Source organism: Bacillus velezensis (assembly GCF_001461825.1).
GTDB lineage: Bacteria > Bacillota > Bacilli > Bacillales > Bacillaceae > Bacillus > Bacillus velezensis.
The window spans coordinates 560666-579800 of record NZ_LLZC01000019.1; the positions used below are offsets into that span (position 1 = coordinate 560666).

Here is a 19135-nt window from a genome sequence, read left to right on the forward strand (position 1 = left end):
CCGTTATGTGAGTTTTTTAATTGAATCTCTTATCATCACCTCGGTGTTTTCGTATATTTTTTCCGCCGCCGTATCCGGGTCGGCGATTAGCGCCAAAATCTTCTCTGCGCCGAGTATGCTGATGTTTTCAACCGGGCGTTTTACTGTCGAAAGCCTCGGCGTCATGTATTGGGAAATGCCGATGTCATCAAACCCGATAACGGATATATCTTCCGGAACGTTCAGGCCTTTGGCGAAAATGGCATTCATCGCCCCGATCGCCATATCATCGTTTGAACAAAAAACAGCCGTAGGCGGTGATTGAAGCGCCAAGAGTTTTTCCATCGCCTGACTGCCGCTTTCCATATCATAGCGGCCTTTTACACTGTATTCATGCTTAATCGGGATAGAATGATCAATTAAAGATGTCAAATAGCCTTCTTTCCGCTGAGAAGTTGACCTGAATCCTTCCTTTCCCTCAATGATCGCGATATCTCTGTGTCCGTTTGCGATCAGGCAGTCGACCGCCTGTCTGGAGCCTTCTTTATCGTTTGACAGGATATTGGTGATGCTCCGGTCATCAATGTCCCGGTTCAGCACGACAAGCGGGATGTTTTTCTCGCGAATATGATAAATAAATGAATTATCACTGTCGCTTTGGCTCATTAAAATGATTCCGTCATATCTCATGGGCGTAATGGTTTCAAAGCTTTTCAGGTCGTCAATCGCGCGGACGAACAAATTGTATTCCTCACTGATTGTGCGGTTTACACCTTTGATGGTATCGGAAAAAAAGCTGTGTGAGGTTCCGTTTGTGATGCTTGTAAAAAACAGTCCGATCGTATGGGACTTTTGCATGGCAAGGCTTTTTGCATTTACATTCGGTGTGTAATTCAGCTGTGAAGCGAGCTCTAATATTTTCTGTTTTGTATGCTCTTTAATGTAGGGGCTGCCGTTAAGTGCCCGGGATACGGTGGTGTGGGATACGTTGGCGAGTTTTGCGATATCTTTTATGGTTACCATCGTTTTTCCTTTCTTTCTGTATGCTGTCATTTATTTCTATTGTACCATTAACGGACAGCCCATAAAATCACTAAAGTTGAGGTTTTGCATGATGTAAGTCCTGAACGAGCTCGGCATGCTGCCGGTCCGTCAGTTTATACATCAAACCGATAATCAGCATGGCGCACGCTAAAGCGAAAGCCGGGTACAGCAGCAGAAGCCCTTTAATCCCGATTAACGTGCCTTTTGTCTGAGATGCATTCGGGATATAGCCGATAACGCTCAGCCCGATGCCTGAAAGAAAACCTGATAAAGATTGGGCGAGTTTTCTGGAGAAGTTGAAAAGCGAATATGTCGTCGCCTCCTTCCGTTCACCCGTCTTCCATTCTCCGTAATCAATAATGTCCGACACAAGCGCCCACGTAATGCCGTTTGGTATGCTGATCCCGATAAAAGCAATGCTCGCTAACGCCGTAAAGATATATACATTTGACGGGAGACAGAAATTCAGCGCATCAGCCGCGGCGCTGACGGCAAAACCGATCATCACCGTTTGCTTTTTTCCGAAGCGTTTGACGAGTTTCGGCATAAACAAAACACCTAAAAATGAAGAACCGATGATGATAAAACTCATGTAGGACATCAGCTCCGCATTGTTGAGATTGTACTGGGCGAAGTAAACAAGCATAGCGGATTTAATGTTATATGCCGATATTGAGAAAATCGTCATGAAAACGACGGTCAGAAGCGGTTTGTTGCCGATAAAGCATTTGAAAACCGACATGACGGACAGCTTTTCTTTCGGCGCTTCACGGACGATAATTCTTTCTTTGCAGTTTCGGTAGCAGATCATAAATCCCGCGATTCCGATTACGGCCATCATTCCCATGACTGCCGGGTAGCCGATGTGAACGTTATCAAAATGAACGAGAATCGGGATGACGATGACACTTGTAATGAGCAGCGCGCCGAGGGAGCCGATCTGGCGGAATGCAGAAAGCGCCGTTCTGTCCTCCGCATCCTGTGTAATGGCCGCGCCGAGGGAGCCGTACGGAATATTGACGAAAGAATAAGCGACCCCCCACAGCATGTAAGAAGCATAGGCGTACACAAGCTTCCAGGTGACGCTCACGTCCGGTGACACAAAAATCAATACGGTCATGACCGCAAGAATAATACTTCCGAATAATAAATACGGCCTGAATTTACCCCGGGGTCCGATCTTTTTTCTGTAGTCAATGGCCGAGCCGACAATCGGATCAGTCACAGCCGCAAACAGCTTGCTGACCAAAAAAATACTGCCGGCGAACGCTGCCGGAATGCCTGCGACATCTGTGAAAAACTTCAGCAAATAGATCTGCCCGAGATCAAACATAAATCCGTTCCCAAAATCTCCAAATCCATAGGATACTTTTTCTTTCAGACTCAGCTTATGCTCCTTCACTTTTGCGGCAGGTGCTGTCACGACAGGCACATTACTCATAGGCCACCTCTTTCATTCCATTTTTTAAAAGCGGAAATATTCCTCAGCATTCCGGTAACAAATCCCCTCAACAATCTTTCCTAAAAGCTCCATATCGTAAGGCGCTTCGCCTTGTTCCGCCCAGCCGCCGATCAGCGTGCAGACAAGCCGCCTGAAGTATTCATGGCGGGGATAGGACAGGAAACTTCTTGAATCCGTCAGCATCCCGATAAAACGGCTGAACAGGCCCATGTTTGATAACGCTTTCATTTGCTGGAGCATTCCATCTTTCGTGTCATTGAACCACCAGGCTGTGCCGAATTGAATTTTCCCCGGTGTTTTCCCATCCTGAAAGCTGTTGATCATGCTGGCGATAATATAGTTGTCATTCGGATTCAAAGAATACAAAATCGTTTTAGGCAACTGCCGCTTTTTTTCGGCGGAATCTAACAGCCGGGCAAGCGGTTTTGCGATACGTTCATCATTAATTGAGTCATATCCTGTATCAGGACCGAGGCTGCTGAACTTATTTGTATTGGTATTTCTTAACGCGTTAATATGGAACTGCATCGCCCAGTCCAGTTCGGCGTAAAGACCGCAAAGATATTGCAGCGTCCGTGTTTTGAATTTCTTTTCATCTTCAAAAGACACATGCTCTCCGCTTAATCCGGCTGCAAAAATCCGGGCCGCTTCCTCTTCGGTCGTCTCGGCATAAACCATTTGATCTAACGCATGATCCGACACTCTTCCCCCGGCATTGTGAAAAAAGCGGACGCGGGATTCTAACGCATCTAAATACGATTGGTAGGTGGTGACAGCTATTCCGGAAGCGCTCTCCAGTGAACGGACCCAATCGGCAAAACCCGGTCTGCTGATGTCCAGTCCTTTGTCAGGCCGAAATCCGGGCAGCACTTGAACCGGAAAATCACTTTCTTTCAACAGTTCGTGGTATGTCAGCGCATCGGCAGGATCGTCGGTTGTGCAAATGACTTTGACATTTGATTTCAGAATGAGATCCCTTGCGCCAAACCCGTCTCCCTGCAGGAGCTCATTCGTTTTTTTCCAAATGGCCGCGGCCGTTTTTTCATTCAATACGTCATAAATGCCGAACCAGCGCTGCAGCTCTAAATGCGTCCAGCTGTACAGCGGATTGCCTATCGCCATCGGCACCGTTTTTGCCCAGGCGAAAAACTTCTCTTCATCTGAAGCGTTTCCGGTAATGCAGCGCTCTTCAATGCCGTTGGCCCTCATAATCCGCCACTTGTAGTGGTCACCGTAAAGCCATGCCTCCGTAATGGTTGCGAAGGTTTTATTTTCATAGATTTCCTTTGGGCTTAAGTGACAGTGATAATCAATGATCGGCATGTTTTCAGCGTATTCCCGGTACAGCTTTACGGCCGTTTTACTATCCAGTAAAAAATCATCACCCATAAAAGCTTTCACACTTTCATCCTCCCTCTTAAAAATGTTAACGTTAACAAAATGGTTCTTTTTTATTTTAGCTTCCTCTTTCTCACATATCAATCATTTTTATTTTATTTTTCAGAAAATTGTATCCGTTAACATTTTCATACAAAAAAAGACACTGCCGAGAAAGTCCGGCAATGTCTTCTGTGTGATCTTAAGGATTAGTAAGCGAGGCTGAATAATCCTTTGATATGTGTTAAATAACGTACGTTACTTGCTTCTTTCATTAAAGATGCCGGAAGACCTTTCAGCGGAGTAGAGTTCGCTCCGATGATGGCAACCGCGTCTTTACGTCCGAGGCTTGCAAGCGTACCAGAGTTTACAGGCTTGAATGTTTCAAGCGTTTTTCCTTCTAAGTAAGCGAACAGGTTGTAACCGACAAGTTCACCCATCTGCCAAGCGATTTGCGCTGTCGGCGGGTACGGACGGCCGTCCGGCGCAAAGTATACAGCGCTGTCTCCGACAACGAATACATCTTCGTGAGAAGTAGATTGTAAGAAATCGTTAACCGTCGCACGGCCGCGGTTCACTTCAAGGCCGGATTCGCCGACTAACGGGTTGCCTTGTACGCCGCCTGTCCATACAAATGTGTTGGCAACGACTTTTGAACCGTCTTTCAGATCAATAACGTTTCCTTCAACATTTGTAACAGGAAGACCTGTTAAGAACTCAACGCCGCGTTTTTCAAGACTTTTTGTCGCGCGTTCGATAAGGTCATCAGGAAGAACAGGAAGAATTTTCGGACCTGCTTCTACTAATTTCAGTTTGATTTCTTTCGGATCTACGCCGTATTTTTTCGTAAGGTTCGGCATGATGTCAGCAAGCTCACCGACAAGCTCGACGCCTGTTAAGCCGCCGCCGCCGATAAGGATCGTTGCATCAGCTTCGTTTTTCGTTTTAGCGTATTCACGCACACGGTCTTCCACGTGTTTGTATACTTTGTTGGCATCAGCAGCAGATTTCAGCACCATGCTGTTTTCTTCGAGTCCAGGAATGCCGAAATAAGCCGTAACAGAACCAAGTCCGACAACAAGCGCGTCATAAGTCAGCTTAGAACCGTCAGAAAGGGCAACTTCTTTCTTATCAACTGAGAAAGAATTGACTTCTGCGATTTTAATGTCGACGTCTTTTCCTTTCAGAAGTTTTTCAAGCGGCATAGCAACAGCCTGTTCAGACACGTTGCCTGCTGCAAGGCGGTGCAGTTCCGTAATGATTTGGTGAGTCGGGTATTTGTTCACAACGGTTACGCGTGCTTCATCTTTACTGTAATGTTTGCGAACGGTTAAAGCAGAAAGAACTCCGCCGTAACCAGCGCCTAAAATGACAATATGTTTTGACATCGTATATCCTCCGTCCTTTATATCAATTTGAATCTGAGATTATTTTTGTTTTTCGTTCATGATTTCAAGATAGCTGTTAGCAAAACGGAACAGCTTTTGAGCTTGAGGATCTTTCAGCATGCGCAGCAGGCCGAAAAGTCCGATCGTTTCATTGCTTGCATCCGCGCGGTCTTTTGCTTCGATCGCAGTAGCCGCCACTTCTTTCGCTGTTTCTTTCACCGGCTCAAGAATTTCTGTAAGCGCACCCACTGTATCGCTCTTCAATACTTCGTCTGTCGCTACAGACTGTGCAAAATCATAAGACTTCGTTAAAATATTTACTAACTCAGTCAGTTTTGGAAGCTGATCCACTAAAACAGTCAGTGATTCTTGAACTTCAGGTTTTAGCAGCTGATCAATAAGATCGCGTTGGCCTTGGCTGACAGATGCATTTGTTTGATCGATTGTTTCTGGCATATCCGATTCTCCTTTACTATAAGCAGTATGCTGATTTTTTTGGAAAGGGTAGCCTTTCCCCCTTCATGCAGAAAAGCATGAAAAAGCAAGATTGTGAATTCATGCACAATCATTTACAAAAATAAATGTTTACTACCCAGTTTTTCACTTTGCCATATCCAGTATTATTTTTATATCAACAAAAACAATTGAATAAGTCAAAATTTCTTTTTCCTCTCTGAAAATAGCAAACATAAAAAACCCCAATTTGATTTACTCTTATATAATAACACTTTTTGAACAAAATTTGAACGTGAATTGTTTCGTTTATGAAATTATTTATATGGCGGGGGTGTAATAACGTTTCTTTTAGGCTATTTTTTTACAGACCATCCGCTTTTCCCCTGTCATTTTTCCCACAATTTTAAAAGCGGGCCCGATTTTCCCGTAAAGGGGTCGCATTCCGGGAGCGGGACACGGCTGATTTCTTCTGAAGTTCTATCATTTTTCTCCGTTTTTGTATCGTACTGCCGGCCGCCCGGATAAGCCCCGATCACGGTAAAATCAGAACTGCCCGACAGTTTTTTATGTCCGGTGCCGGCCGGAATGACCGCTGCGTCTCCCATTTGAAGAACGGCGTCCGCTCCTTGTTCCCCGCCGAACCTCAAAACCGCGTTTCCTTTTACCGCGACAAGAACTTCGTGCGTGGTGCTGTGAAAATGGTGATACGGAAATACTCCGCCCGTCCAGCTGTTCGACCAATCGTGCCGGCGGAGGACGGACTCTGCTTTTTGTACCGTTTCTTCATTAAATACCGCTTTATAAATAACAAGCGGAAGATTCGGGTTATTCGGAATGCGGCCGTCATCTTCGAAATAAAGCACTTGAATATCCTCTTTCTGCACTGTTTTCACCTCCGTATATGTCTGTTTCCCATTCATCATTTGTTAAAACGCTATTTTCTCATATTCCATTGCGAAGCCTGCCGGTGAATAGTATAGTATAAAAAAATATGTGTCAAAATGAGGGATTTAATGAAAGCCATCGTGATCGGAATATTGGCATCTCTGTTTTTTGCAGTCACCTTTATTTTAAACAGGGCGATGGAGCTTTCCGGCGGAAGCTGGATGTGGAGCTCTTCCCTGCGTTTTCTTTTTATGGTTCCGTTTTTATTTTTGATCGTTTATGCGAAAGGAAAATGGGCGCCGCTCTGGCATGAAATCCGAAAAAAACCGTTTTTTTGGCTGAAGTGGAGTTTTACCGGGTTCGTGCTGTTTTATGCCCCGATTACGTTTGCGGCGGCATATGGGCCGGGCTGGCTGATCGCCGGCACGTGGCAGATTACAATTGTCGCGGGTGTGCTTCTGTCGCCGTTTTTCTACGAAACAAAACATTCACCGGCGGGCTCGGTTTCTGTCAGACAAAAGATCCCGCTGATTTCGCTGGTTACTTCCGTCATCATCCTGATCGGAGCCGGTCTGATTCAGCTTCAGCATGCGGGTTCTCTGTCCGGCCGCACGATACTATTCAGCGTGGTGCCGGTCGTCATTGCCGCTTTTGCCTATCCGCTCGGCAACCGCAAAATGCTGGAACAATACGGCGGAAAACTCGATACGTTTCAGCGGGTGCTCGGCATGACGCTCGCAAGCCTTCCGTTTTGGCTTTTGATCGCCGCTTTCGGCTGGCATAGAGACGGGCTTCCCTCAATGGGACAGACATTCCAATCCTTTATCGTCGCACTCAGTTCTGGCGTTATCGCAACAGTATTATTTTTCCGCGCCACCGATATGGTGAGGAATGAGCCGCAGAAGCTCGCTGCTGTTGAGGCGACGCAGTCCGGAGAGGTTCTTTTTGCACTGATCGGCGAAATCGTCTTTTTATCCGCGGTGTTTCCGTCACTTCTTTCATTTGCCGGACTGTTCATTATTATTGCGGGAATGGTCATGCATACATTCGCTTCCCGGCAGACAGACCAGAAAACGGCTGAGCAAACGTCAGCCAATCTCACCGGTTCCTGATTTTTTACGAAAGGTGTCATCCTGTATGAAAGAAGAAACTCCGGCAATATCTTTTCTGTCAGCCGGCAAACGCTTTGAACAAAACAATACGTCCTTTGATGTCCTAAGCCGTGTAACCGGACATATTCAAAAAGGTTCTATCACGGCGTTGATAGGGCCTTCCGGCGCGGGAAAAAGCACATTGCTGTCACTTTGCAATCTGATGAATACACCTGATGAAGGGGAAGTGCTTGTATTCGGAAAAGAAATAAGACACTGGGACATCAGAGAGCTCAGAAAAACCGCGGGCCTTGCATTTCAATCAGCTCCCGTCATGGACGGCACGGTGCGGGACAACCTTCTGCTCGCAGAAAAACTCCACGGGGCGCAGCACTATACGCCTGAAGAGCTCGCAGATTTTACAGATCTTCCGCGCGGGCTTCTGGATCGAAATGCAAAAGAATTATCCGGAGGTCAGCGGCAGAAGCTCTCATTAGCGCGAACTCTCGCCGGACTGCCGTCCATCCTGCTGCTGGATGAAATCACATCGGCGCTGGACCCGTCATCCGTTCTCACCATTGAGAAACTGATTACGAAACTCCATCGGCAAAAACAGCTGACGATCCTGTGGATCACCCATAACCTTGAACAAGCGGAACGATTATCCGATACAGTATGGTTTATGGCTGAGGGACGGCTTTTAGAGACCGCGGAAACGAAAACGTTCTTTAAAGAACCGAAACACGAAAAGGCCCGGGCGCTTTTACAAGGGAGCGGGTGCTGATATGAATGATCTTTCTCTGTTACTAACAAGTATATTTGTCATTATCGCTTTATTCCTGTCTAAATCTTTTAAAGCCGGCGTCGAAAAGGATATGATCGTCGCAACCGTCAGGGCCGTCATTCAGCTTCTCATCATCGGCTATGTGCTGTCGCTGATTTTTCGCGGTGATCACCCGGTGTTTATCATATTAATGGTGCTTCTCATGCTCACGGCCGCTTCGCACAATGTCGCCAAACGGAAAAAAATACGGATCGGCTCATTTTGGCGCGTTTTTCTGACACTGGCGATCGCGGAAACCGTGACGCAGGGACTTTTACTGACCCTGCATATCATTCCGTTCACTTCAAGATATGTCATTCCGATAAGCGGTATGGTCATCGGAAACTCCATGGTGCTCTCAAGCCTGTTTTTAAGCCGGCTCAGTTCGGAAGCAGACCTGCGGAAAGAAGAAATCCAGCTGATTCTCTCTCTCGGAGGGACGCCTAAGCAGGCCGTCCGGCAGATATTGACGTCCAGTATGAAGCTCAGTATGATCCCGACGCTTGAAAGCCAGAAAACATTGGGTCTCGTTCAGCTTCCCGGCATGATGACGGGGCAGATTTTAGCGGGGGCTGATCCGATACAGGCGGTGCGCTTTCAGCTGCTGATCGTTTTTACAACGATGGCCTCCGCTCTTCTTACATGTATCATACTCAGCGCCTTGACATATCCTTCCCTTTTCACGGAACACTGGCAATTAAAAAAATTCAGCAGGGAAGCGTAGGCTTTTTTCCCTGCTGAATGATGGTTTATGACAAGGTCAGAGATTCATAGTAACGGGATAATTCAATAATCATCGCTCCCATCCGCTCAATGTCCGGAGCAAGGACCCTCTTTACCCCTTCATCCCGGATCGCTTCAGCCGTCACTTTGCCGACTGCGGCGGCAAGCACATGTTTTTCGAATGCCTGCTGCAATTCTTTTGTGAACCCTTTTTCTTTTGCATAATCAAAGAGAGAGCGCACTTGAATGGCTGTCGTAAAACATACGGCATCGACCTCTCCGTTTAACAGCTCTCCCAGCAGTTTATCGACCGTCTCCCTTTCAGGCGGAATATGCTGATACGGCAGAACAGGGAATACCTCCGCTCCGTTTTTCTCAAGGAACTCCGTTAAGACCGGCGCTTTTTCGCCATGAAGCTGTATCATGACTTTTTTATCTTTAAAGTCAAATCGTTCCAAGGAGCGGATCAGCCCTCTTGTTGTACCGTCTTCATCTGAGGCATGCGGCGTGATGCCGAGCTTTTTTAAGGCCGCATATGTTTTATAGCCTCTGCAGCCGATTTTCGCTTCATGAACGGCCGCTAAAAATTCTTCTTTCAGACCGATTTTTTCTGATACCGACAATAACGTTTCCGTACCGATGCCTGTGGTGAATATCACCCAATCGGCTTTTTGCCCGGCAAATGTTCTTACGTCGGGTTCAATTTGATCCTCCGCCAGGTATACGGTTCCTTGGAGGGAACGGACGACTGCCGTTCCGCCCTGCTTTTCTATTAATTTTGTGATCTCTTCTGTTTTCCGCGAACCGCCGATGGCAATCCGTTTCCCGTTCAATCCTTTTCCCATCGCTGTTTTCTTCTTCCCTTCAGATGCCGGGCGCCCTATGGCAGGCCGTCATTTATTTCTATTATTGTTACGCAATCAGCCGGGAAAATCAAGCTATGCTCCCGTTGAATCCCCCGTGCAGTTGCTGTATCATTAACCGGGCAGAACGATTTGATTCGCGGAGGGACTTTCAATCATGGAAACAAAAAAAGAGTTCGAGACAAAAGGATACGATACTTCGGTCATTTATGAGTTCAATGAATATCCTGATGTTCACAGCGGCCGATGTGACAATTGCGACTACACGCTGTTTAAAAGTTCAGTGAAGGGCGGAAAATTTTTGAGGGAATGCCGGAGATGCGGCATGAAGAAAAACATATAACAAAACAGGCAGCCGTCTTCCGGTGCGCTGCCTGTTTCTCAATCAATTTTCGACGGCCGCCGTTTTCAAAAATTCTTCAATGGCGCAAACAGCCTGTTTGGGGCCGCCGGTTTCTTCTATTTTCTGCTGCATGCTTTTCACGCGGCTGAGGATGTTCTTATCGCCGTATACGTTCTGAACGTCTTTTTGCAAACGGGCCACAGTGACTTCTTTCGGCGGCAGATGCACGCCAAGCCCCAATTCATCCACACGCTTTGCGGTGACCTCTTGTTCGTGCATTTGCGGAACGACAACGAGCGGGACACCCGCATTCATCGCTTCCATTGTACTGTTCATCCCGCCGTGAGATACGAACAGCTTTGCTTTCTCCAGCACATCAAGCTGAGGAACGTGCTGGCGGATGATAAAGTGATCGGGGACATCCGAAAAACTTTCCGGATCAATTGTTGTGCCGACTGACATAATAACCCGCCAGTCCGAGTCCCGAAACGCGTCAATACACATCCGGTAAAATTCAGGCCAGGCGTTAAACGCCGTTCCCAGTGAGATGAGCATAAGCGGACGGTCATCGGCTGCATCAATTTCCAGACTTCCCGTATTTGTGCGTTCTCCAAGAGACGGACCCACAAAACAGAATCGTTCATCAAAGGTTTCCTGTTTCGGCTGAAAGGCCCTTGGCATAAAGACAATATTCAGTTTTTCAGGCATAAAAAATTCTTCCATTGTCATCCGTTTCAATTGTTCATTTTCAATCTGCTCCTGATATTCTTCTATCGCCTGTTTGGCGGCTTCCAGTGTTTCTTCGTCTCTTCCTAATTGAAAATACTCATTCATTGCATAGCTCGGGCAGAACTTTACGGCCGGGATGCCGCCATTATCCGCAAACAATTTTCCGGCAAGAGCTAAAAAATCAAACAGGACGATGTCAGGAAGGTCGTCTTTGTACAGCTCTTCCAACTGCGGAAGCACTTCAACCGCTTCTTCCAGAAACATCACAAACGCGTCATTTTTATTTACCCGTTCTTTTATCGTCTCCGGGTCCGCCTTTATGCTTGTGCGGTATAAAACGGGAATGGCGCCCGTTTTGGCAACGGAAGCTTCAAATTCCTCAGTCACAGCGAATGTCACTTTATACCCGCGATTGACAAGTTCCTCGGCTACAGGCAGCGTGGGATTGACATGACCGTGAGCGGCCACATTAATTATGGCGATGTGTGTTTTTCTCATCTTTTTTCTTCTCCCTCATTTTCGTTTATCTCCGCTTCTAAAGACTCCAGCCCGTACATGACACTGTTTCGGATCGGCTCAATCCCGACGGGCTCAAGGTGTGAAAAGGTTTTTACAATTCCTTTCAGCGCGGCTTCCGCTTCAAGTCTGGCAAGCGGAGCGCCTAAGCAGAAGTGTACGCCGAATCCGAAGGAAAGGTGCGGATTCGATTGGCGATGAATATCAAATACGCCCGCCTTCTCAAATTTGTTTTCATCACGGTTGGCAGATGCAACGTAGCAGAGAACGATCTCCCCGCTTTTCAAGCGGCGTCCGCGCAGTTCAGTGTCGTGCCGGACCGTCCTTCTGACAAACGGAGCGGGAGCGCGAAAACGCAGCGTTTCTTCCACCGTTTGCGCGATGAGAGAAGGGTCCTGTCTCAGCTCTTCATAAAGGCCGGGCGTTTCTAATATGCTGTAAACCGCATTTGAAATGAGATTAGTCGTTGTTTCATTTCCCGCCACTAAAAGCAGGTTGCAAAACGGGATCAGATCTTCTGCCGTGAGCTTCTCTCCCTCTTCTTCCTCTTTTATCAAAATAGAAATAATGTCTTGGCCGGGCTTTTTTCGTTTACTTTCTATTATTTCCGCAAAAAACGCCGCCAGCTCCGCCTCACATTGGTCACGTTCCTGCTGATTTTTCTCCGCCGCTTCAGGACTCGCATCTTTCGGCATGCTGACGAGAATGTCCGACCATTTTTTAAACTGATCCATACGTTCGGACGGAACGCCTAATAATTCTGAAATCACTATGACCGGCAAAGGGTAAGAGAGATCTTTAACGATATCAATCCGCCCTTTGTTCTTTGCCTGTTTCAGGAGATGATCGGTAATGTCTTTAATTCTCGGCTCCCATTCCTTCAAGACGCGGGGAGTGAAAGCGCGATTGACGGCAGATCTGATTTGGGTATGCTTCGGCGGGTCCATATTCAGCATGGACTTTGCAATCGAGCTTTTCACATCAGTCATGAGGCTTGAGAACGTCTCTTTATCACTGATGACTTTTTTGACATCATCGTATAAAAACACACTCCAAACCTTCGTTTCTTCATCAAAGTGTATAGGGCTTTCCCGTCTCATTTTTTCGTACCAAGGAAAAGGGTTGTATACGTCCAGGCCGTTTTTTCCTTTCATCAGGGTTCTTTGGATGGCTTGTCTCGTGCTCCTCAGCTTACTCATGTTTCATCACTCCTGATTGTTTCATATTTGAATAGTTGACGTACCTTGAATTTTATCCTAGCACATATTTTCAATTTTTTTCTATTCATAACCTGAACTATTAACATAACACAACAAAAGTCATAAATCCGGAGGTGAAATTTCTCCCAAGAAAACAGCAGAAGCGCACAAAAAACCCGAGCCTTCGGCCAGGCTCGGGAGATATGTTCACTCATTCGTCTGCGGTTTCTGGTGCTGCTTTTGGTCTTCAGGAGGCTGCGTATTTCTTTCCATATCGTCCGTATCAGCGCCCATGCCTTTCAGGAAAGAAAACAGCAGAGTGACGGCCTTGTTGATTTCCGGGTCTTTTAAAGCGCGGACGATATCAAAATACCCCGTCTTCCTGCCGCTGTCTTTTTCCTCGACGGCCTTTGTGACGCCCGCATTGATTTTAACGATAAACGGCTCAAGCTGTTTTACATCGAGCATGCCGAGAACGCCGCTTAACAGCAGGAGATTTTTCAGCATATTGGCCGTTTCCGGAGTATTCGCCTTCTTCACCAGGATATCCATCACTTTGTCTCCCTGGCCGAAGAGCCCGCGCAGAAGCGCCAAAACGCCGCGCTCGTTCATGTGCTGAAGAATGTGCAGAGATTCCAAAATCGCGTCTTTATTTCGTAAAAGAGCCGTCTCGATCTCTTCTAAGTCCTTTTTTCGTTTGTCTTCTTCTGTGACGGTCTGTTTTCGGATGCCGCTGATTGCTTTAGCCATTTTGCTGTTTCCCCCTTTTTACGGCGTCTCCCGGAAATACATAATCTTTACGCGCCCATTTCCGCTCAACCCGGACACCGATCTGCGGCTGCGGGTTTCCATAACGGAAATTGATTTTCGGAAGCGGATTAACGCCTTCTTTTTTCAAAATCTCCATCTTCGCTGATGTTTCTTTATAAGCCGGTGTATCGGTATCCTTATCCGCATAGCTGCTTGTCAAAAGGTTAATGGCGGCGTCTTTTGAATCGTTCATCGGAAGATAGACTTGTTTGCCTTTTACCCTGTCTGTGATGACGCATTTGACTTTCACATTTCCGTACGGTGATGTCAGACGGACAAGCGTTCCGTCTTCCAGCCCTCTTTCTTCGGCGAGTTCGGGCGAGACCTCAAGGAACACACTCGGTGTTTTTTCGGATATTCCTTTTGATCGGTAAGTCAGATTTCCTTCGTGAAAATGCTCGAGCAGCCGCCCGTTATTCACATGGATATCATATTCTTCACCAAATTCTTTCGGCTCGGTCCACTGAACGGGATATAAAATCGCTTTGCCGTCTGAAAACGGGAACTTATCCGTAAATAAAAGCGGTGAATCGGTTCCGTCCGCTGCAACCGGCCATTGCAGTGAATTGTAGCCTTCGAGACGTTCGTAAGTGACGCCTGCATAGAGCGGCGAAAGCATTGCCGCTTCTTCCATAATGTCTGCCGGATGTTCATAGTGCCAATCAGCGCCCAGACGGTTGGCGATGTCCGTAATGATCTGCCAATCAGGCTTTGAATCGCCCAGCGGTTCAAACACTTCGTAAAGGCGCTGCACCCTCCGTTCCGTATTCGTAAACGTCCCTTCTTTTTCAAGGCTCGGGCTTGCCGGAAGCACGACATCGGCGAACTCGGCCGTACGCGAAAGAAAGATATCCTGCACAACGAAGAAATCAAGCTTTTCAAATGCGGCATGAACATGGTTAATATTGGAGTCGACAAGCCCCATTTCTTCTCCTTTTAAGTACATGGACTTCAGTTTTCCTGAGTGGATGCCTTCGATCATTTCATGATTTGTCATTCCGATTTCTTTCGGCAGGTCTGTTCCCCAGCCCTGTTCATACTTTTTGCGGGCTTTTTCATCCGTTACTTTTTCATAGCCGGGGAAGCTGTCAGGCATACTGCCGAAATCACTGGCTCCCTGCACGTTATTATGGCCACGAAGCGGATATGAGCCTGCGCCGGGCTTGCCGTAATTTCCGGTCACGAGAAGCATGTTGGAAATGGCCGTGCTCGTATCGCTTCCTCCGATATGCTGGGTGACCCCCATCGCCCACAGTGCGCACACGCTGCCGGCTTCATGAATCATCCGGGCCACTTTGATTAGGGTATCCTTGTCCACACCGGTATGTTTTTCCGCATATTCCATTGTATAAGGTTCAAGACTTTTCACGAATTCATCTAATCCGTTCACTCTCTCATTCAGAAATGCAGTATCCGCCAAATCGTGATCAAGCAGATATTTCGATACGGCATTCAGCCAGACAATATCTGATCCGGCACGCGGCTGGAAAAACACATCGGAGCGCTCGGCCATTTCATGTTTTCGCAAGTCAGCGACGACGAGCTTCTGTCCGTGCAGCTTATGAGAACGTTTAATGCGTGTGGACAGGACGGGGTGAGACTCAGACGTATTTGAACCGATAATCAGCACGAGCTCAGCTTTTTCTATATCTGTAATCGATCCTGAATCACCGCCGTATCCGACCGTTCTGAACAATCCGGCCGTGGCGGGAGACTGGCAGTAGCGTGAGCAGTTGTCGACATTATTTGTGCCAATGACAGCTCTTGCAAGCTTCTGCATCACGTATGATTCTTCATTCGTGCATTTGGAAGATGTGATAAAGGCAAGTGCATCCGGGCCGAAATGTTCTTTTATATCGGTAAATTTATCAGCGATCAGCTGCAGCGCTTCATCCCATTCCGCCTCCCGAAACGAGTCTCCTTCCCGGATAAGCGGTTTGGTAAGGCGCTTTTCACTATTGACGAAATCCCAGCCGAATTTCCCTTTCACACACGTCGAAATGCCATTTGCGGGCGCCTCGGCCTGAGGCTCAACCTTTAAAATGTCTCTTCCTTTCGTCCATATATCAAAACTGCAGCCGACACCGCAGTAAGTGCATACGGTTTTCGTTTTTTTGATTCTTTCATCCCGCATGGCCGATTCCATGTCCGATATGGCCAAAATCGATCCGTACCCGGTTTCGACCCCTTTTGTGATGTCAATCATCGGCCGAAGCGTCTCTTGGTTAATGCCTGTTAAATACCCCGCTTCGCCTTCCATGCCTTTTTCCATCATGGCATTGCACGGACATACCGTCGAGCAATGTCCGCAGGAAACACATGATGATTCATTGATCGGCACATCCTGATCCCAAATGACCCGCGGGCGTTTCCGCTCCCAATCAATGCTTAACGTTTCGGTTACCTGTACGTCCTGACAGGCTTCGACGCAGCGTCCGCACAAAATGCACTGGTCGGGATCATATCGGTAAAACGGATTTGATTCATCTTTAGGATACGGTTTTTGATCGAACGGAATGCTTTGATGATTGATTTTCATTTCCTTTACGGTATTATGTACTTCGCAGCTCCCATTGTTGTAATCACAGACCGTGCAGTACAATTCATGGTTGTGCAAAATGTTGTCCATGCCGATAATCTGCGCTTTTTTCACATCGGACGAAAGCGTATCGATGACATCTCCGTCCTTTATTTGCGCGGAACACGAACGCACCAGTTCCCCGTTAACATTGACGATACAGGTATCGCACGTTTCAATCGGCCCGAGACTCGGGTGATAACACACGTGCGGCACGTCAATTGAACTATTGTTCAAAAGCTGCAAAACGGTTTGGCCGTCCGGCGCTTCCATTTCAACCCCATTGATTGTAACTTTCTTTGTATCAGCCATTTTCTTTTCCCCTTTCTGTCCCCCTCTATACATCCTCTATGATTCCCAGCAGGCCTTTTACTAAAACATCTCGTTTATCTCAGGAAACATACGGGTATGAGCGGTAAAAAGGAGGCGTTCACATATGTTGAAGAAAAAAACACTCGCCACGGGATTATCGGCAGTGATGCTCACGGGATGCGCATTCGGCGCAGAAGCATTTTCAGATACACAGCCCGTCCATGCCGCAGCCGCTTCAAAAACGGAAAACCAACGTGCACAAGAACTGGTGAACAGCCTTTACCAATCGGCGTTTAAAGGGGAAATGCCGCAACATGTGGAAGGCCTGAAAATCAACCAAAGCACAAGACAGGACGTTTACGATAAAATCGGCGAGCCGGAACAAAAAGCAGACAGCCGCAATCCATTTGATTTATACAGCTGGAACATGGGAAACCCCGGTTATGGATTTTCCTATCATAAAAACGAAAAAATCTCGGAAATACGCTATTTCGGAACAGGGGTCGAGCGGCGCTTAAACCTCGGAAGCGTCACACCTGACGTCTTAAGCAAACAAATCGGCAGCGCTGACAAAATCCTGACAGTGCCAAAAACGGGCGAAACAGATTACGTCTACCATACGGGGCAGTATGAGCTCCGCTTCGTCATCGGCAGTGACCAAAAAGCAGACCACGTCAACCTAAAAGCCAGATAACGCAAAAAAGCGGCCTCCCGGGCCGTTTTTTTCATAGACAGCTTCTCCGTCGTTCCTTACAATACATGGGAGTACAAAAAAAGGGGAACAGTGTGAAGTGAATAGACATCCATTGACATACGGAATATGTACCGTTTTTATCATCGCCCTCGGTTTGCTGTCCAGAACCGCATACATCACCGCCCTATTGCCCGGCATCATAAACGCTTATTTAGGAGATGCCTTGTGGGCGGCAATGATTTTTACAGGATTCGGGCTTTTCTTTCGGCACATCCGGACGGAAACAGCCGCATTTTTGAGCCTCTCGTTTTGCTGTCTGATTGAATGCAGCCAGCTGTATCACGCGCCTTGGATTGACGCAATCAGAAGCAGCACGCTCGGCGGGCTGATCCTCGGCTGGCAATTTGTCTGGAGTGACATTTTTGCCTATACTCTCGGGGTATGCGCTGCCGCACTTTTAGAATGGGCCGTAAAAAGAAACCGCCAGTCCCCTTCATAATCGGAGCACGCCGCCGATATGAAGGGATAAGGAGGTGGAAGCTATGGATATCCCTGCGTTATCAATCGCTATGCACCAGGCATCTCTGGCGCAGAATGTAAATATCGCTTTAACAAAAACGGTCATGCAGCATGCACAGGCTGCGGCGGAAGAAACAGTGAAAATGCTGCCGTCCCAGCACCCGACTGCCGGACATTCAATTGATGTGAAAGTGTAAAAAAAGATGCCGGATGAGAACCGGCGTCTTTTTTTTGCCCGTTGTACGTACACCATACCGGGCATACAGGAATAAGGTAAACGGAACCAACATTTGAAAAGGAGGTTTTCCTCTTGTACGATCCTTTCTATCATGAATACACAGCCGAGAGCCACGAACGGGTGCCATATCATTATCCGCGGCCGCCTTATTATTTCCCCAGACCATATCCATACTATCCGCGGCCGCCTTATTATTTCCCCAGACCGTATCCATACTATCCGCGGCCGTATATCCCGTACTATCCTTGGTATTAATGTTTGAAAAGAAATGACTGCAGACAGGAGGCTTCTCCTGTCTGCTATTCAACTTTGACCGACAGAATATACGGGAGAGCTTGAACTTTTTCCATTACCGCCGCTTTCCCGCTTTTGCTTTTCACCCTTCCCTTCACTTCAAGCACCGCCTTATTCAATTCATAGGACGTAATAAGAATTCCTTTTTCCTCAAGAGAAGTTAAAATATCATGCATGACGGCTTTCTCCTCAATCCTGAAACTGACAGACAAAGAATGCGCCGCCGGTTTAAACAGAAAATTTAACAGTTCAAGCCCGATTAACGCCAAAATCGTGCCGCTGATGCCGATGACATACATACCCGCCCCGATCGTCAGCCCGATCCCCGACGTAGCCCAAATCCCCGCGGCCGTCGTAAGCCCCCGCACGACATGCCGCTGCAAAATAATCGTGCCGGCTCCTAAAAATCCGACGCCGCTGACGACCTGCGCCGCCACCCGGCTCGGATCAAAGGACGTATGGCTGTTGGATAACAAATCAAAAAAGCCGTATTTAGAAACGATCATCATCAAGGCGCTGCCGACGGCCACTAAAAAATGCGTCCTCAAACCGGCTTCCTTCGCCCTGAATTCTCTCTCTAATCCAATAAGAGCCCCAAGCAGACCCGCAACCGCCAGACGAATCACAAAATCAAGTTCCATCCGTCTCTCTCCTTTCCTTATCTTCTTACCCGCTTTTTATCCCCCGTATCTTTTTCAATCAGCCCAGGACTGCCCAGCTGAAAAAAACTGCATTTGAATATATACTTTGGTTCTTTATCATATTGTCAGTGCTCTTATTTATATGCGGAAGGTATCAAGCTGACGTTTTCT

19 protein-coding genes and 1 pseudogene are annotated in these 19135 nt (G+C 47.3%); 8 read left to right on the top strand and 12 right to left on the bottom strand.

The window, feature by feature from the left end; all coding sequences use genetic code 11:
* Positions 1–3: 3 nt before the first annotated feature.
* The 6 genes from AR442_RS13305 to AR442_RS13330 form a co-directional block, all read right to left on the bottom strand.
* Complete coding sequence (locus AR442_RS13305; protein ID WP_007407297.1) at positions 4–1002, bottom strand: LacI family DNA-binding transcriptional regulator; 999 nt, start codon at positions 1000–1002, stop codon at positions 4–6.
* A 70-nt stretch (positions 1003–1072) separates the two neighbouring features.
* On the bottom strand, positions 1073–2464 hold the full coding sequence (locus AR442_RS13310; RefSeq protein WP_014417510.1) for an MFS transporter: 1392 nt from the start codon (positions 2462–2464) through the stop codon (positions 1073–1075).
* A gap of 24 nt (positions 2465–2488) precedes the next feature.
* Positions 2489–3886: a glucuronate isomerase gene (gene uxaC, locus AR442_RS13315; protein ID WP_021494041.1), complete on the bottom strand. Its 1398-nt coding sequence runs from the start codon at positions 3884–3886 to the stop codon at positions 2489–2491.
* A 185-nt stretch (positions 3887–4071) separates the two neighbouring features.
* A complete protein-coding gene (locus AR442_RS13320; protein WP_014417508.1) occupies positions 4072–5250 on the bottom strand; it encodes an NAD(P)/FAD-dependent oxidoreductase in 1179 nt (392 codons plus the stop codon).
* 39 nt (positions 5251–5289) lie between these two features.
* Positions 5290–5706, bottom strand: coding sequence for a DUF1641 domain-containing protein (locus tag AR442_RS13325; RefSeq protein ID WP_003154908.1), 417 nt, complete (start codon positions 5704–5706; stop codon positions 5290–5292).
* A gap of 386 nt (positions 5707–6092) precedes the next feature.
* On the bottom strand, positions 6093–6590 hold the full coding sequence (locus tag AR442_RS13330; protein WP_014417507.1) for a cupin domain-containing protein: 498 nt from the start codon (positions 6588–6590) through the stop codon (positions 6093–6095).
* 129 nt (positions 6591–6719) lie between these two features.
* Between AR442_RS13330 and AR442_RS13335 the strand changes: the two genes are divergently transcribed.
* The 3 genes from AR442_RS13335 to AR442_RS13345 are packed head-to-tail and all read left to right on the top strand — an operon-like array spanning position 6720 to position 9229.
* Entirely contained in the window at positions 6720–7703 is a 984-nt protein-coding gene (locus tag AR442_RS13335; RefSeq protein ID WP_053285039.1) for a DMT family transporter, read from the top strand.
* Between the two features lie 25 nt (positions 7704–7728).
* Positions 7729–8466 carry an ABC transporter ATP-binding protein gene (locus AR442_RS13340; protein WP_053285040.1) on the top strand — a complete coding sequence of 246 codons (738 nt, stop codon included), beginning with the start codon at positions 7729–7731 and terminating at the stop codon, positions 8464–8466.
* 1 nt (position 8467) lies between these two features.
* Positions 8468–9229, top strand: coding sequence for an ABC transporter permease (locus AR442_RS13345; RefSeq protein ID WP_053285041.1), 762 nt, complete (start codon positions 8468–8470; stop codon positions 9227–9229).
* 25 nt (positions 9230–9254) lie between these two features.
* Here the strand turns inward: AR442_RS13345 and AR442_RS13350 are convergent, their stop codons facing one another.
* On the bottom strand, positions 9255–10073 hold the full coding sequence (locus AR442_RS13350) for a uroporphyrinogen-III synthase (protein WP_021494045.1): 819 nt from the start codon (positions 10071–10073) through the stop codon (positions 9255–9257).
* A 175-nt stretch (positions 10074–10248) separates the two neighbouring features.
* Here AR442_RS13350 and AR442_RS13355 point away from each other — a divergent pair, with 175 nt between their 5' ends.
* Entirely contained in the window at positions 10249–10434 is a 186-nt protein-coding gene (locus tag AR442_RS13355) for a DUF8096 family protein (RefSeq protein ID WP_003154919.1), read from the top strand.
* A 42-nt stretch (positions 10435–10476) separates the two neighbouring features.
* Here the strand turns inward: AR442_RS13355 and AR442_RS13360 are convergent, their stop codons facing one another.
* From AR442_RS13360 to fdhF, 4 genes are all read right to left on the bottom strand, one after another.
* Positions 10477–11661 carry a macrolide family glycosyltransferase gene (locus AR442_RS13360; protein ID WP_053285042.1) on the bottom strand — a complete coding sequence of 395 codons (1185 nt, stop codon included), beginning with the start codon at positions 11659–11661 and terminating at the stop codon, positions 10477–10479.
* Positions 11658–12878, bottom strand: a complete 1221-nt coding sequence (locus tag AR442_RS13365) for a cytochrome P450 (protein ID WP_021494048.1) — start codon at positions 12876–12878, stop codon at positions 11658–11660. Before AR442_RS13365 ends, AR442_RS13360 begins: the two co-directional genes overlap by 4 nt.
* A 207-nt stretch (positions 12879–13085) precedes the next feature.
* A complete protein-coding gene (locus tag AR442_RS13370; RefSeq protein WP_012117344.1) occupies positions 13086–13628 on the bottom strand; it encodes a helical membrane plugin domain-containing protein in 543 nt (180 codons plus the stop codon).
* Positions 13621–16578, bottom strand: coding sequence for a formate dehydrogenase subunit alpha (gene fdhF, locus AR442_RS13375; protein ID WP_021494049.1), 2958 nt, complete (start codon positions 16576–16578; stop codon positions 13621–13623). The genes AR442_RS13370 and fdhF overlap by 8 nt, the downstream gene beginning before the upstream one ends.
* Before the next feature lie 124 nt (positions 16579–16702).
* Here fdhF and AR442_RS13380 point away from each other — a divergent pair, with 124 nt between their 5' ends.
* From AR442_RS13380 to AR442_RS20060, 4 genes are all read left to right on the top strand, one after another.
* Positions 16703–17272, top strand: a complete 570-nt coding sequence (locus AR442_RS13380; RefSeq protein ID WP_029973096.1) for a YjgB family protein — start codon at positions 16703–16705, stop codon at positions 17270–17272.
* Between the two features lie 97 nt (positions 17273–17369).
* Positions 17370–17771 (top strand): ribosomal maturation YjgA family protein, encoded by a 402-nt coding sequence (locus tag AR442_RS13385; protein ID WP_029973097.1) that lies wholly within the window; start codon positions 17370–17372, stop codon positions 17769–17771.
* A gap of 43 nt (positions 17772–17814) precedes the next feature.
* Complete coding sequence (locus tag AR442_RS20055; protein ID WP_012117340.1) at positions 17815–17988, top strand: YjfB family protein; 174 nt, start codon at positions 17815–17817, stop codon at positions 17986–17988.
* A 113-nt stretch (positions 17989–18101) separates the two neighbouring features.
* Positions 18102–18284 carry a hypothetical protein gene (locus AR442_RS20060; RefSeq protein ID WP_076983444.1) on the top strand — a complete coding sequence of 61 codons (183 nt, stop codon included), beginning with the start codon at positions 18102–18104 and terminating at the stop codon, positions 18282–18284.
* Positions 18285–18567: 283 nt separating this feature from the next.
* On the opposite strand, the pseudogene AR442_RS21105 reads toward AR442_RS20060, so the two are convergent.
* Positions 18568–18964 (bottom strand): annotated as a pseudogene (locus tag AR442_RS21105) (MgtC/SapB family protein); the annotation flags it as partial.
* Positions 18965–19135: the final 171 nt, after the last annotated feature.